The following is a 15035-nucleotide window of genomic DNA, read 5'->3' as shown; positions in this document are numbered from 1 at the left end:
TCAGTCCTCCAGCAGGGTCATGTCGTTGATGGCCGTGGGGTCGATGCCCGAAGTATCGGCGCGCTCAATCTCGGCCCCGGCTTCAAGGGTTTTGACATGCTCTTCGAAGGCGGCCTGACGCAGTTCCTCTTCCAGTTGGGCGCGCACCTCATCAAGGCTGGGCTGTTCCTTGATCCGGGTTTCGTTGAGCTTGATCACATGCCAGCCGAATTGCGTTTGCACGGGCGCGGACAGGGCGCCGACCTCAAGCTCGGTCACGGCGTTGAAGAAGGATTCCACCATGGTGCCCTCACCGAACCAGCCCAGATCGCCGCCGTTGGCGCCCGACGGGCCGACGGATTTTTCCTGTGCCAGCGCGGTGAAATCGGCCCCGCCTTCCAGTTCTTCGATCAGGGCCTTTGCCTCCTCCTCGGTCTCGACGAGGATATGCGCGGCCCTGTATTCGGTTTCTTCCTCGGCGCTGCCGTATTTTTCGTCATAGGCGGCCTGCACGGCCTCGGCATCCAGATCGCCGCCCATCACATCGGTGATGACCTCACCGGCGATCACGGCGCGGCGTTCGTTTTCGATCAACAGCTCGGCCTGGCGGGAAAGCTCGCCTTCGAAATCCTGCATCAGCAGGGTTTGCTGTACCAGTTGCTCAAGAATGCCGTTGAACAGCACCTCGGGGGGCAGTTGGTTGTATTGCTGTGGCAGGCTGGAGCGCAGGGCGATCATGTGGCCCAGCGTGATGTCGGTGCCATCCACCGTGGCCACCACGGTTTCGGGGTCGGGCGCATCCTGTGCCGTGGCGGGGGCGGCGGTGGCAAGCCCCAGGGCGAGTGCGGCGGCGGAGAAAAAAGACGGACGGATAAGCATGAAAGACCTTTCCTTGCGTTCGAGGCTGCCCGGCACGCGGCCTTGCGTGACGTTGACACTTATTCAGCGGCCCCTTACATCGCCTTGAAAGCCAAGGCAAAGCCGCCATTCCATGCCTGTTCTAGGGTGGCGGGCCAGACGGGGCAAGCAATTGCCTTTCACGAAAAAGCAAAAGACCGGAACGGATAGCACATGTTGGGTATTGGAACCGTCGCCAAGAAGATCTTCGGCACCGCGAATGACCGCAAGATCAAGGCGACACGCCCTCTGGTCGCCAAGATCAACGCACTGGAACCCGAGTACGAATCCCTGAGCGACGACGGGCTGATCGAGAAAACGGCGGAATTCAAAGCCCGGATCGAAAACGGCGAAAGCCTTGATGCCATCCTGCCCGAGGCCTTTGCCAACTGTCGCGAAGGGGCACGCCGCACACTGGGCCTGCGGGCCTTCGACGTACAGTTGATGGGCGGTATCTTCCTGCACCAAGGCAATATTTCCGAGATGAAGACCGGCGAGGGCAAAACCCTTGTTGCCACCTTCCCCGCCTACCTCAACGCGCTGACCGGCAAGGGCGTGCATATCGTGACGGTCAACGATTACCTCGCCCGCCGCGACGCCGAGTGGATGAGCAAGGTTTACGGTGCCCTGGGCCTGAGCACCGGGGTGGTCTATCCGCAGCAGCCCGACGATGAAAAACAACAGGCCTATGCCGCCGACATCACCTATGCCACCAACAACGAGCTTGGCTTCGATTACCTGCGCGACAACATGAAATCCTCGCTTGAGGAAATGAGCCAGCGCGGGCACCATTTTGCCATCGTCGACGAGGTGGATAGCATCCTGATCGACGAGGCGCGGACGCCGCTGATCATTTCCGGCCCGGCGCAGGACCGCAGCGACCTGTATGTCGCGATTGATGCGCTGATTCCCGATCTGACGGACGAGCATTACACCATCGACGAAAAAGCCAAGAGCGTGACCTTCACCGATGAAGGCAACGAGTATCTGGAAGAACTGCTGCATTCCAAGGGTCTGCTGGACGAGGGGCAATCGCTTTACGACCCCGAAAGCACCACCATCGTGCACCACGTCAACCAGGGGCTTCGGGCGCATAAACTGTTCCTGAAGGATCGCGATTACATCGTGCGCGACGGCGAGGTGATGCTGATCGACGAGTTCACCGGCCGGATGATGGCCGGGCGGCGCCTGTCCGAGGGCCTGCATCAGGCCATCGAGGCCAAGGAAGGCTGTGAGATCAAGCCCGAGAACGTCACGTTGGCGCAGGTGACCTTCCAGAACTATTTCCGCCTTTATGAAAAGCTGTCGGGGATGACCGGCACCGCCGCCACCGAGGCCGAGGAATTCGCCGAAATCTACGGCCTTGGCGTGGTCGAGGTGCCCACCAACAAGCCCATCGCGCGACTTGACGAGGACGACGCGGTGTATCGCACCGCGCAGGAGAAATTCAACGCCATCGTGGAGTCGATCCGCGAGGCGCATGAGAAGGGTCAGCCGATCCTTGTCGGCACCACCTCGATCGAAAAATCCGAGGTGCTGAGCCAGCTTTTGACGCAGGCGAAGATCAAGCACAACGTGTTGAACGCGCGCCAGCACGAGCAGGAGGCGCAGATCGTCGCCGATGCCGGGAAGCTGGGCGCGGTGACCATCGCCACCAACATGGCCGGGCGCGGCACCGACATCAAACTGGGCGGCAATGTCGATTTCAAGATCATGGAGGCGCTGGAGGCCAGCCCCGAGGGCGACCCCGAAGCGATCCGCGAAAAGATCGAAGCCGAGCACGCCAAGGACGAGGAAGCGGTGAAAGAGGCCGGGGGCCTGTTCGTGCTGGCCACCGAACGCCACGAAAGCCGCCGGATCGACAACCAGTTGCGCGGCCGGTCGGGCCGTCAGGGGGATCCGGGGCGCTCGGCCTTCTTCCTGTCGCTGGATGACGACCTGATGCGCATCTTCGGCTCGGAGCGCCTTGAAAAGGTGCTGTCCACGCTGGGCATGAAGGAAGGCGAGGCGATCGTTCACCCATGGGTCAACAAATCGCTGGAACGCGCGCAGGCCAAGGTGGAAGGGCGCAACTTCGACATCCGCAAGCAGTTGTTGAAGTTCGACGACGTGATGAACGAACAGCGCAAGGTGATCTTCAACCAGCGTCTGGATATCATGAAGGCCGAGGACCTGTCGGAAATCGTACAGGACATGCGCGGCGAGGTGATCGACGATCTGGTCGAAGAATACATGCCGCCGAAAACCTATGCCGATCAGTGGGATACCGAGGGGCTTCATGCCGCGGTCATGGAACAGCTCAACATGGACCTGCCGGTTAAGGACTGGGCCGATGAGGAAGGCGTGGACGACGATGACATCGCCGAACGCCTTGAGAATGCCGCCGACGACATGATGGCGCAGAAGGCCGCGGCCTTCGGCCCCGAGAACATGCGCGCCATCGAAAAACAGATCCTCTTGCAGGCCATCGACCAGAAATGGCGCGAGCACCTTCTGACGCTGGAGCACCTGCGCAGCGTCGTGGGCTTCCGTGGCTACGCACAGCGCGATCCGCTGAACGAATACAAGAACGAAGCCTTCCAACTGTTTGAAACCATGCTGGACAGCCTGCGGCAGGACGTGACCCAACGCCTGTCGCAGATCCGGCCCATGACCGAAGAAGAACAGCAGGCCATGCTGGCCCAGATCGAGGAACAGCGCGCCCAGATGGAGGAGGCCGCCAAGGCCCGCCAACCGGGCAGCAAGGTGGCCGAACCCGGGCAGGAAGGCACCGCGCAGAACTTTGACGAGACCGACCCCTCGACATGGGGCAACCCGGGCCGGAACGAGGCCTGCCCCTGTGGATCAGGTAAAAAATTCAAGCATTGTCACGGACGCTTGGCCTAGGGTTTCGGCCCTTGGTGCAGCCCTAAAGACTCCGCAAGGCCGCCACATGGCGGCCTTTTTCCTTGGCTATGTTTCCCCCTGATCCTTTTCAGGTTCAGGAGAATGTCATGTCCAAGGCAACGCGTTATATCACCGCTGGCGGCACCCTGTTTTGCGCGCTTGGCATCGGATTTCTGATGCAAATGAATGCACAACAGAACAAGCCCGAGCCGGGACTTGCCCCCGAACCGGTCGAGTCTTCGGTCATCACCGGCACATCCACCCAAGGGGCCGGTTTGACCAATGACGGCAGGTTTCAGATCTCGGACATTCAATTGACTGCCGCCGACGGCGTCACCCCTCCGAAAGCCGCGCCACAGCCCCAAAGGCTGCCGGACCAGCCCTTGGCGCGGACAGCCTTTGACGATGCCGCGGCATCCGAGGCCCCGGTCGGCGACTTGCCGCGCGAAGAACCCGCCCCGGAATTTTCCTGTGACTTCGAACTGACCGCAACACCGACGGCAGCCGCCATGGTAGAGCTTGAGCTGAAAGCCCCCTGCATGGTGAACGAGCGTTTCACGCTGCACCATAACGGGCTGATGTTCACCTCTGTCACGGATGATGCGGGCACAAGCCATATGACGGTTCCGGCGCTTGCGGAAAACGCCATATTCATCGCGGCCTTTCCCGATGGTGACGGGGCCGTGGCCAATGCCGTGGTCTCCTCGGTGGAGTATTACGACCGCTATGTCGTGCAATGGCAGGGACAATCGGGCCTACAGGTACACGCCCTTGAGTACGGTGCAGATTACGGCGACACCGGGCACGTCTGGGCCGGGGCGGCCCGCGACATGGGCACCGCCGCGCGTGGCGAAGGCGGGTTCATCACCCGGCTTGGCCCGACCGGCATGGACAGCGCGCGCATGGCCGAGGTCTATACCTTCCCCACCATGACCGCCCAACAGGACGGCGAGATCGACCTGAGCCTTGAGGCCGAGGTAACACGCGCCAATTGTGGCCGCGACATCGAGGCACAAAGCCTGCGGATTTCCGGCACTGAGGCCCCCGAGGCCAGCGACCTTGTGCTTGCCATGCCCGAATGTGACGCGGTTGGTGACTATCTGGTGTTGAAAAACATGTTCAATAACCTGAAGATCGCGCAAAACTGATCCGCAGAAACCGGGGGCCTATCGATGTCATTGGTACGTGCGGCGTTCAGCGCCGCACTTTTTCTTTTTTGTATGGCAACCGCCGGGCTTGCGCAGGATGTCACCCTGACCTCGCGCGATGGCGATGTCGAGATTTCCGGCAATCTTCTGGGGTTCGACGGTGAGTTTTACCGCGTCGACACGGTTTATGGCGAGTTGACGGTGGATGGCTCGGGCGTGCTGTGCGACGGGCCGGGATGCCCCAACCTTGAAAATTACGTCGCGCGCGTCACCCTGTCGGGCGCGCCGGTGATTGGGCGCGTGTTGATGCCCGCCCTGATCGAGGCCTTCGCAATACGCAACGATTACGGCCTTGAGCGGGTCAATGAGAACGGCAAAAGCTTCACCTATGCCCTGACGGATGGCGAAACTGAGCGCCTGATCGGCGAGTTCACCTTTCGCCTGAACAACACCGACGAGGGCTTTGCCGACCTGCTGGCCAACGAGGCGGATATGGTGATGGCCCTGCGCGAGGCGCGGCGCAACGAGGTGTCGCACGCCCGCAAGGCCGGGCTTGGAGACCTCGATGCACGGGGCCGAAGCCGGGTTCTGGCCCTGGATGCGCTGGTGCCCGTGGTCGCGCCCAGCAACCCGGTGCAGGCAATCACCGTGCCCGATCTGGCCCGGGTTCTGGCCGGGGAGATCGACAATTGGCGCGATCTGGGGGGGCCGGACGCGCCGATTGCCGTTCACCTGCGCGATGCGCGCTCGGGTTTGGGGCAGGCCACCGAGGATCGCCTGCTTGCCCCGCTTCGCAAGCCGCTGATCGAACGCGCCCTGCGCCACGAAGACACCCCCGCCCTGATCAAGGCCGTGGCCGATGATCCTTTCGCGCTTGGTGTGACCAGCCATTCGGAAACCGGCAACACGTGGGAACTGGCCCTCAAGGGCGACTGCGGCTTTGCCCTGCGGGCCACCCGCCGCGCCGTCAAGACCGAGGATTACCCCCTGACCGCACCGCTGTTTCTTTACACCCCCGCACGCCGCTTTCCCAAGCTGGTGCGCGAATTCCTGTCCTATATGCGCGACCCCTCGGCCCAACTTGTAATCCGGCGTGCCGGGTTCGTCGACCAATCCCCCGAGGAGGTCGAGATCAACGCGCAGGGCGATCGTTTTGCCAATGCCATCGCCCGCGCAGGCCGCGAAGTGGGCTTGGAAGAATTGCAACGCATGGTCAAAACGCTGGCCCCCTTGCGGCGGCTGACCACGACCTTCCGGTTCGAGGCCGGGTCCGCGCGACTGGATGCGCAATCACGGTCGAACGTGCGGCAACTGGCCCGTGCGATGGAGGTGGGGCTGTACGATGCGCGGCGGCTGGTTTTCGTGGGCTTCAGCGACGGCGAAGGCCCCGCCGCTGCCAACCGCGACATCGCCATGCGCCGGGCCAAAACCGTGCGGGACGCGGTGACAAGTGCCGCCGAAACCGCCAACCTCGCGCGCATCAAGCTTGAGGTCGAAGCCTTTGGCGAGGCGATGCCCATGGCCTGCGATGACAGCGCATGGGGCCGGCAGGTGAACCGCCGGGTCGAGGTCTGGGTGCGTTAGATGTACCCCTCGGCCCGAAAGCTGAGTTCACAGGATTTGCCGATAATAATGTGGTCATGCAGCGCAAGGCCCAGCGCCTCGGCCGCCGTGGCCACCTGCGCCGTCATTGCAATATCCGCCTCTGACGGCGTCGGGTCGCCCGAAGGGTGGTTATGCACGAGGATCAGCGCACTGGCATTCAAATGCAGCGCCCGTTTGACCACCTCGCGCGGATAAACCGGCACGTGATCCACCGTGCCCTTGGCCTGTTCTTCATCGGCAATCAGAACGTTCTTGCGGTCAAGATAGAAAACCCGAAACTGCTCGGTCTCGCGATGCGCCATGGTGGTGTGGCAATAATCCAGCAGGGCATCCCAGCTTGAGATCACCTGCCGCTGCATCACCCGGGCGCGCGACAACCGATGCGCGGCGGCTTCGATCACCTTCAACTCGCAAATCACCGCCTCCGCCACGCCCGGAACCTGCGACAGGCGCTCGGGCGGGGCGGAAAGCACCCCGTTGAAATCCCCGAACTGGTCCAGCAATGCCCGCGCCAGTGGTTTCACATCCCGGCGCGGGATAGCGCGAAAAAGGACCAGTTCCAAAAGCTCGTAATCCGGCATGGCCTGCGCGCCGCCCTCCAGAAACCGCGCCCTGAGCCGCTTGCGATGATCCTTGATGTAGGACGGCAAGGCGCCCCCGTCCGCCACCGGAACGGCGGGCGCTTCGTCGCTTTCGAAAAGCGGCAGGGGCATCTCGGAAAAGGCGTTGCGCTGCGACATGGGCAAACCCTGCCGCAGCGAGATGAACGAAGAGTTAACGCAGGTCTTAACTGGCGGCCTTCATCAAACCTTCGTCCTGCAACCGCGCGTGGGCGGCATCCAGCGCCGTGGTGGCGCGGTCGATCAGGGTGTCGATCTCAGGCTTGGTGATGACCAGGGGCGGCGAGATCACCATCCGGTCGCCCACGTGACGCATCACCAGGTTGTTGGCAAAACATTCCTCGCGACAGATCAACCCGGCGGTGCCCGCATCGGCGGCGAACTGCGCGCGGGTGGCCTTATCCGGCGTCAGCGCGATAGAGCCCATCAACCCGGCAATCTTGGCCTCCCCCACCAGCGGGTGATCGACCAGACCTTCCCATTTCTGCTTGAGGTAGGGCGCGGTTTCGGAGCCGGCACGGTCGACGATGCCTTCCTCCTCCAGAATACGCAGGTTCTCGAGCGCCACGGCACAGGCCACGGGATGGCCCGAATAGGTATAGCCATGCGCGAATTCGCAGGCGTTCATCACCTCGGCCACCTCGTCACAGACGATGGAGCCACCGATGGGCGCATAGCCCGAACTCAGCCCCTTGGCGATGGTCATGATATGCGGGCGGATGCCATAGGTCTGCGAGCCGAACCATTGCCCCGTACGGCCAAAGCCGCAGATCACCTCGTCGGCGATCAGCAGGATACCGTATTTGTCGCAAATCCGCTGAATCTCGGGCCAGTAGGTTTCGGGCGGGACGATCACGCCGCCCGCACCCTGCACTGGCTCGCCGATGAAGGCGGCGACGCGATCTTCACCCAATTCCAGAATCGCCTCTTCCAACTCCTGCGCGCGGGCAAGGCCGAACTCCTCGGGCGTCATATCGCCCCCTTCGGCCCACCAGTTGGGTTGGTTGATGTGGTGAATGTCGGGGATCGGCAGCCCGCCTTGCGCGTGCATCCCCTGCATCCCGCCAAGGCTGGCGCTGCCCACCGACGATCCGTGATAGGCGTTCTTGCGGCTGATGATGATGTTCTTGTCGGGCTTGCCCTTTTGCGCCCAATAGGTGCGGACAAGGCGAATGTTGGTGTCGTTCGCTTCGGACCCCGACCCGGCATAGAACACGTGGTTCAGATCCCCGGGGGCCAGCTGCGCCAGACGTTCCGAAAGGGCGATCACCGGCACATGGGTCGTCTGGAAGAAGGTGTTGTAATAGGGCAGTTCCTTCATCTGCCGCGCGGCGGCCTCGGCCAGTTCGTCGCGCCCATAACCAAGGTTCACACACCACAGCCCCGCCATGGCATCCAAAATCTCGTTGCCGTCGCTATCGGTCAGGGTCACGCCCTTGGCGCGGGTGATCACCCGCGCGCCCTTGGCGTTGAGTTCGTCCCCGTTGGTGAAGGGATGCATATGGTGCGCGGCATCCAGCGCCTGCAATTCGGCGGTGGGCATATGGTTGGTGATCAGGGTCATGACCGGGCCTTTCGATATCAGCGATTCGGGACAGTCGGGCCATGTGCGGCCCCTTTTGCCCAGAATATGATCAAATTATTCCCTGTCAATCGAATCAGTATCACCCGCCCGGATCGTCCAGTGACTGGCGCACTTGCTCCATTCCCTGGATCACATCCTCGCGGATCGCCCGTGCCGCGCCTTCCGCATCGCGGGCATGCATGGCGGCCAAAAGTTCCTTATGCTTGTCGGGCAGATTCTGGGTTCCCATCCGCCCGCAAACGACCCTGAGCGACGGCCCGAACCGGAGCCACAGACCATCTGCCATATCCGACAGGATCGGCGCCTCGGCCAGATCGTAAAGCTCCTTGTGAAACCGGTAATTCGACTCGAGATACCCCCGCAGATCACCCCGCGTAATCGCCGCATCGAGTTCGGTATCGAGGCGTTCGAGGTGGTCCAGGTCGGCAGGCGCCGCGCGCTCGGTCGCGCGCAGGGCAAGATGAGGGTCAAGCCATTGGCGCGCAAGGATCAATTCGCTGACGTTCGCCGCGCTCAGAAGCGGCACACAGACCCGGCGGTTGCCCTGGAATTCCAAGGCGCCCTCGGCGGTCAGGCGGCGGATCGCCTCGCGCACGGGCGTCATCCCCGCGCCCAGCCGGTCGGTCAGGCCCTGAATGGTCACCGCCTGCCCCGGAGCCAGATCGCCGAACAGCACCAGTGCGCGCAATTGCCGATAGATCACCTCATGCGCGGGAAGACGCCTTCCCGACCCGGCTTGGGCGGTCAAATTATGTGCAACTTTGGTCATGCTTTCGGCCCCTGCGCGCAGTGCGTGTTTGTCATCGCTTGCGAGTTTAGCCACTGCGTGAAAACATTACCATATTGCCATAGGCGGAATTTTTTGATCAAATCCGTCGCCAAGGCACCAACAAGGATGCCATCCAACGGGAGACCAATGATGAGAAACCTGATTCTGACCGCAACCGCCACCCTGGCCTTGGGCGCAATGACCGCCCAGGCCGAAGAGGTGCGCGTATACAACTGGTCCGATTACATCGACGAAGAGCTGCTGACCAAGTTCGAAGAGGAAACCGGATATGACCTGGTTTACGACGTCTTCGACAGCAACGAGTTGCTGGAAACCAAGATGCTGGCCGGCGGCTCGGGCTATGACGTGGTGGTGCCGACCGGCAGCTTCCTGCTGCGGCAAATTCAGGCCGGTGCCTTCCAGAAGCTGGACTATGACAAGTTGCCCAACTCGGACAACCTGTGGGACGTGATCAAGGAACGGCTCAAGGGCTATGGCTCCGACGTGCCGATCAGCGAATACGCGATCAACTACATGTGGGGTACCACGGGCCTTGGCGTGAACACCGGCAAGGTGGCCGAAGTTCTGGGCGAGGACGCCCCGATTGACAGCCTTGCCCTGATTTTCGAACCCGAGAACATGGAAAAACTGGCCGAATGCGGCGTGCATTTCCTTGATGCCCCCGATGAAATGGTGCCTGCGGCCCTGACCTATCTGGGCCATGACCCCAACACCACCGACCCTGACGAACTGGACGCCGCGGGCGAGTTGATGATGTCGGTCCGCCCCTACGTTCAGAAATTCCACAGCAGCGAATACATCAATGCGCTGGCCAATGGCGACATCTGTGTGGCTGTCGGCTGGTCAGGGGATGTGTTGCAGGCGCGGGACCGTGCCGCCGAAGCCGATAACGGCGTCGAGATCGCCTACAACCCGCCCAAGGAGGGCGCGGTGATGTGGTTCGACATGATGGCCGTTCCGGTGGATGCCCCCAACCCCGAGGGCGCACATGCCTTCCTGAATTTCATCATGGACGCGCAGAACATGGCGCAGGCGACGAACTATGTTTACTACGCCAACGGCAACAAGGCCTCGCAGGAATACCTCAACGAGGACGTGATCAACGATCCGGCGATCTATCCGTCCGAAGAGACGCTTGATAACACCTATATCAAGAAGCCCTACGACATGCGCACCCAGCGCGTCGTGACGCGCCTTTGGACCCGCATCAAATCGGGCACCTGACGCCCTGCAATCCGGCCCGCGCAACACCGCTTGCGCGGGCCGCTTCAGTCTTGAGGTGGGACAGGTATGAGCCAGACAGTTTTCGAGCCTTGGAATGACCCTGCGGCCAAACCCTTGATCCAGTTCAAGGGCGTAACCAAGCGGTTCGGTGAATTCACCGCGATCGACGATCAGACATTCGACATCTACGAGAAAGAATTCTTTGCCCTGCTGGGCCCCTCGGGCTGTGGCAAGACCACCATGATGCGGATGCTGGCCGGGTTCGAGGCGCCGACCGAAGGCACCATATGGCTGGATGGGCAGGACATCGCCCCGATTCCCCCCAACAAGCGCGCCGTGAATATGATGTTCCAGTCCTACGCGCTGTTTCCACATCTGTCGGTCTGGGACAATATCGCCTTCGGCCTGAAACGCGACGGCATGGGCCGCGACGCCATCGGCGACCGGGTGGCCGAGATGCTCAAACTCACCCGGCTTGAGAAATTCGCAAAGCGCAAACCGCACCAGATTTCCGGCGGGCAACGGCAGCGCGTGGCCTTGGCCCGCAGCCTTGCCAAGGCGCCCAAGCTGCTGCTGCTCGACGAACCACTGGGCGCACTGGATGCCAAGCTGCGGCAGGATACACAGTTCGAATTGATGGACATTCAGGAAACCACGGGCACCACTTTCGTGATCGTCACCCACGACCAGGAAGAGGCAATGACCGTGGCCTCCCGCGTGGCGGTGATGGATCATGGCCGGATCATTCAGGCCGACACCCCCGCCCGCATCTATGAAAACCCCAATACCGTTTACGTGGCCGATTTCATCGGCGACGTGACGATCATCGAAGGCACCGTTACCCGCAATGGCGCGGGCTATGACGTGGCCTTTGCCGAAGATCAGCCCACCCTGCATGCCGAAACCGATACAGACCTTGCCGACGGCAGTCGCGCGGCCCTCGCCATTCGGCCCGAAAAAGTCTCTATCTCGGCGGAAAAGCCAGACGACAAGCGCAACGCCCTCAAGGGCAAGATCCTTGATATTGCTTACTTGGGGAACCTTTCGACCTATCACGTCGAACTGCCCAATGGGCAGATCATCAAGGCGCAGGCCGCCAATACCCGCCGCCTGTCGCGCCGCTCCTTCACATGGGAAGACGAGGTCTGGATTTCCTGGACAGACACCGCCGCCGTCTTGCTGGAGGCCTGATCATGCGGCGCGTGGCCCTTATCGCTGTCCCCTACCTGTGGCTTCTGGCGCTGTTCCTGGTGCCTTTCATCATCGTGCTGAAAATCTCGCTCAGCGACTATGCCCTGTCGATCCCGCCCTATAGCCCGACTTTGGACCTCACCACCGGGTGGGAGGGGATAAAATCTTTCTTCGGCAGTCTGGATTTCGAGAATTTCACCTTCCTGACCACCGATGACCTGTATTGGAAGGCCTACCTGTCATCGGTGAAAATTGCCGTGATCGCCACCTTCTGCACGCTTCTGGTGGGCTACCCCATTGCCTATGGCATGGCCAACGCGCCCGACCACTGGCGGCCCACCCTGATGATGCTGGTGATCCTGCCGTTCTGGACCAGTTTCCTGATCCGGGTCTATTCGTGGATGGGGATTCTCTCGACCGAAGGCTACCTGAACCAGTTGCTTATCGGCATGGGCCTGATTTCCGAACCGCTGATGATCCTCAACACCAATACGGCGGTCTATATCGGCATCGTATATACCTACCTTCCCTTCATGATCCTGCCCATCTATTCCACGCTTGAACGGATGGATGCCTCGCTTCTGGAAGCCGCCGAGGATCTGGGCTGTTCCCGGATGCAGGCGTTTTGGCTGGTAACCTTTCCGCTGTCCCGCAATGGGATCATCGCGGGGTGTTTCCTTGTCTTCATCCCGACCATCGGTGAATTCGTCATTCCCGCGCTTCTGGGCGGGTCCGACACCCTGATGATCGGCAAGGTCCTGTGGGAGGAATTCTTCAATAACCGCGATTGGCCGGTGGCCTCGGCCGTGGCGGTGATCCTGCTGCTGATCCTGATCGTGCCGATCATCCTGTTCCAGCGCAACGAACAGAAACAGCGGGAGGCCGAGGAATGAGGACCGCGACACAGCCGAAATCTTCAAAAGATTTCGGACCGATTTCTTTTCAAGAAATCGGCATGCCGGAGGACATCGCATGAGACGTTTCACATGGTTCAATGCCACGTCCCTCACGCTTGGCTTTGCCTTTCTTTACCTGCCGATGGTGATCCTCATCGTCTACAGCTTCAACGACTCCAAGCTCGTCACCGTCTGGGCGGGGTTCTCGACCAAGTGGTACGGCACCCTGCTGCAGAACGAGGCGTTTCTGGATGCCGCATGGGTCACGCTTCAGGTGGCGGTCATCAGCTCCACCATTGCCACGGTGCTTGGCACCATGGCCGCCTATGTGCTGGTCCGGGCGGGGCGTTTCGCGGGCCGCACCCTGTTTTCCGGCATGATCTATGCACCGCTTGTCATGCCCGAGGTGATCACCGGCCTGTCGCTGCTGCTCTTGTTCATCGGGATCGGGCTGGATCGCGGGGTGCTGACCATCATCCTTGCCCATACGACATTCTCGATGTGCTATGTCTCGGTAGTGGTCTCCTCGCGCCTCGTCAGTTTCGACCGCTCCCTCGAAGAGGCCGCGCTTGATCTGGGCTGCACCGCGATGGAGGCCTTCCGTCTTGTCACCCTGCCGATCATCGCGCCTGCCGTGATCTCGGGCTGGTTGCTGGCCTTTACCCTCTCGCTTGACGATCTGGTGATCGCGTCGTTCACCGCCGGCCCCTCGGCCACCACCCTGCCGATCAAGATCTGGTCGTCGATCCGCCTTGGCGTCAGCCCGGAAATCAACGCGCTCTCGACCTTGCTGATCGCGATTGTCGCCGTCGGGGTGATCACCGCCTCGCTGATCACCAAGCGCGCGGCCCTGAGGCAAGAGGCGGAAGAACGCGCCGCCGAGCGCGCATGAAACAGGTCTTTCCACCGTATACCTATGGCGCAGGCCCGCGCGCAGCCTGCTATTGGGCCGATACAGTCTCTGATCCGGCCTTGTCTACGGCCTCCGGTCCCCTGTCCTGCGATGTGGCGGTGATCGGGGCGGGCTTCACCGGCCTGTCCGCCGCCCTGCATCTGGCCGAGGGCGGTGCCGATGTGGTGGTGCTTGACGCGCAAAGCCCCGGGTGGGGCGCCTCGGGCCGCAACGGCGGCTTTTGCTGTCTGGGTGGGTTCGGGGCCCCCGACGGCGTCATCGCCCGCCTGCACGGCGAAGCCGCCCGCGTCGAGGCCCGCCAGACCGAGATGGCCGCGGTCGAAACCGTCGACTCCCTGATCACCCGCCTGGGTCTTGACGTTGACCGCCATTCCAACGGCGAAACCATCATGGGCTTTACACCCAAATCCCTTACCGAATTCGAAAAAGAGGCCGAGCGCGTTCACTCCGACCTCGGCATCACCCCCGACATCCACCAGAACGCCCAACTGGCCGGGCTTGGCATGTCAGGGCCTTTCCATTGCGGTATGTCGATCCCGGTGGGTTTTGGCCTCAACCCGGCAAAATACGCCCTTGGCCTCGCCCGTGCCGCAACCGATGCGGGCGCCCGTATCTTTTCCCACAGTCCGGTGCGCCGCATCGACCACGGACAGGGCTTCACCCTGCACAGCGACAGTGCACAGATCACCGCCAAGCGCCTGATCGTGGCGACCAACGGCTATTCCTCGGATGACCTGCCCGAATGGATGCGCGCCCGCTACCTGCCCGCACAATCCAACGTGCTGGTCACCCGCACGCTATCGGAGGAAGAAATCGCCGCCCAAGGCTGGTCCACCGAGCAGATGGCCTATGACGAGCGGTTCTTCCTGCATTACTTCCGCCTGATGCCGAACCGCCGGTTCCTGTTCGGGATGCGCGGCGGCTTGTTCAGTTCGCCCAAATGGGACGCGCGGATGCACCGCACCATCCGCCAGCATTTCGAACGGATGTTCCCCGCCTGGGCGCATATCGACACGCCCTACAGTTGGAATGGCTTGCTGAGCGTTTCACGCGATATGACCCCCTATTGCGGCCCGATCCCCGAGATGCCCAGCGCCTTCACCGCGCTTAGCTATCAGGGCAACGGCGTTGCCATGGGCAGCCACGCAGGGACACTCCTTGCCGATCTGGCGCAAGACAAGACGCCGACACCCATGTACCCCGAAATCATGCGCAAACCGCCCCGGCGCTTCCCCTTGGGCCGCCTGCGGCGCGCGTGGCTCTGGCCGCCCTATGCGGCGGCGCATTTGACGGGGCAATAG

Annotated in this window: 12 protein-coding genes; 8 read left to right on the top strand and 4 right to left on the bottom strand. The window is 61.8% G+C overall.

Annotated features, from left to right (window positions below; all coding sequences use genetic code 11):
- Entirely contained in the window at positions 1 to 858 is an 858-nt protein-coding gene (locus FDP25_RS09880) for a peptidylprolyl isomerase (protein ID WP_154151250.1), read from the bottom strand.
- Between the two features lie 192 nt (positions 859 to 1050).
- On the opposite strand from FDP25_RS09880, the gene secA reads away from it, so the two are divergent.
- From secA to FDP25_RS09865, 3 genes are all read left to right on the top strand, one after another.
- A complete protein-coding gene (gene secA / locus FDP25_RS09875) occupies positions 1051 to 3762 on the top strand; it encodes a preprotein translocase subunit SecA (RefSeq protein ID WP_154151248.1) in 2712 nt (903 codons plus the stop codon).
- 107 nt (positions 3763 to 3869) lie between these two features.
- Entirely contained in the window at positions 3870 to 4910 is a 1041-nt protein-coding gene (locus FDP25_RS09870; RefSeq protein WP_154151246.1) for a hypothetical protein, read from the top strand.
- Between the two features lie 24 nt (positions 4911 to 4934).
- Positions 4935 to 6494 carry a substrate-binding domain-containing protein gene (locus tag FDP25_RS09865; protein ID WP_154151244.1) on the top strand — a complete coding sequence of 520 codons (1560 nt, stop codon included), beginning with the start codon at positions 4935 to 4937 and terminating at the stop codon, positions 6492 to 6494.
- Here FDP25_RS09865 and radC read toward each other — a convergent pair.
- The 3 genes from radC to FDP25_RS09850 form a co-directional block, all read right to left on the bottom strand.
- Positions 6491 to 7255, bottom strand: a complete 765-nt coding sequence (gene radC / locus FDP25_RS09860) for a RadC family protein (RefSeq protein WP_154151242.1) — start codon at positions 7253 to 7255, stop codon at positions 6491 to 6493. The two genes, FDP25_RS09865 and radC, sit on opposite strands and share 4 nt — an antisense overlap.
- Before the next feature lie 46 nt (positions 7256 to 7301).
- On the bottom strand, positions 7302 to 8699 hold the full coding sequence (locus FDP25_RS09855) for an aspartate aminotransferase family protein (protein ID WP_154151240.1): 1398 nt from the start codon (positions 8697 to 8699) through the stop codon (positions 7302 to 7304).
- 100 nt (positions 8700 to 8799) lie between these two features.
- Entirely contained in the window at positions 8800 to 9489 is a 690-nt protein-coding gene (locus FDP25_RS09850) for a GntR family transcriptional regulator (protein ID WP_154151238.1), read from the bottom strand.
- 147 nt (positions 9490 to 9636) lie between these two features.
- Between FDP25_RS09850 and FDP25_RS09845 the strand changes: the two genes are divergently transcribed.
- From FDP25_RS09845 to FDP25_RS09825, 5 genes are all read left to right on the top strand, one after another.
- On the top strand, positions 9637 to 10734 hold the full coding sequence (locus tag FDP25_RS09845; RefSeq protein ID WP_154151236.1) for a polyamine ABC transporter substrate-binding protein: 1098 nt from the start codon (positions 9637 to 9639) through the stop codon (positions 10732 to 10734).
- Between the two features lie 66 nt (positions 10735 to 10800).
- Positions 10801 to 11925, top strand: a complete 1125-nt coding sequence (locus FDP25_RS09840) for an ABC transporter ATP-binding protein (RefSeq protein ID WP_154151234.1) — start codon at positions 10801 to 10803, stop codon at positions 11923 to 11925.
- 2 nt (positions 11926 to 11927) lie between these two features.
- Positions 11928 to 12818 carry an ABC transporter permease subunit gene (locus FDP25_RS09835; protein ID WP_154151232.1) on the top strand — a complete coding sequence of 297 codons (891 nt, stop codon included), beginning with the start codon at positions 11928 to 11930 and terminating at the stop codon, positions 12816 to 12818.
- Positions 12819 to 12897: 79 nt separating this feature from the next.
- The gene (locus FDP25_RS09830) at positions 12898 to 13713 is read left to right on the top strand and encodes an ABC transporter permease (protein WP_154151230.1); all 816 of its coding nucleotides are present in this window, start codon (positions 12898 to 12900) and stop codon (positions 13711 to 13713) included.
- Positions 13710 to 15035 carry an NAD(P)/FAD-dependent oxidoreductase gene (locus FDP25_RS09825; protein WP_154151228.1) on the top strand — a complete coding sequence of 442 codons (1326 nt, stop codon included), beginning with the start codon at positions 13710 to 13712 and terminating at the stop codon, positions 15033 to 15035. Before FDP25_RS09830 ends, FDP25_RS09825 begins: the two co-directional genes overlap by 4 nt.

It is taken from the genome of Roseovarius bejariae (genome assembly GCF_009669325.1).
Lineage (GTDB): Bacteria > Pseudomonadota > Alphaproteobacteria > Rhodobacterales > Rhodobacteraceae > Roseovarius > Roseovarius bejariae.
The sequence above is the reverse complement of the archived record's forward strand: the minus strand, read 5'-3'. Positions and strand labels throughout refer to the sequence as shown.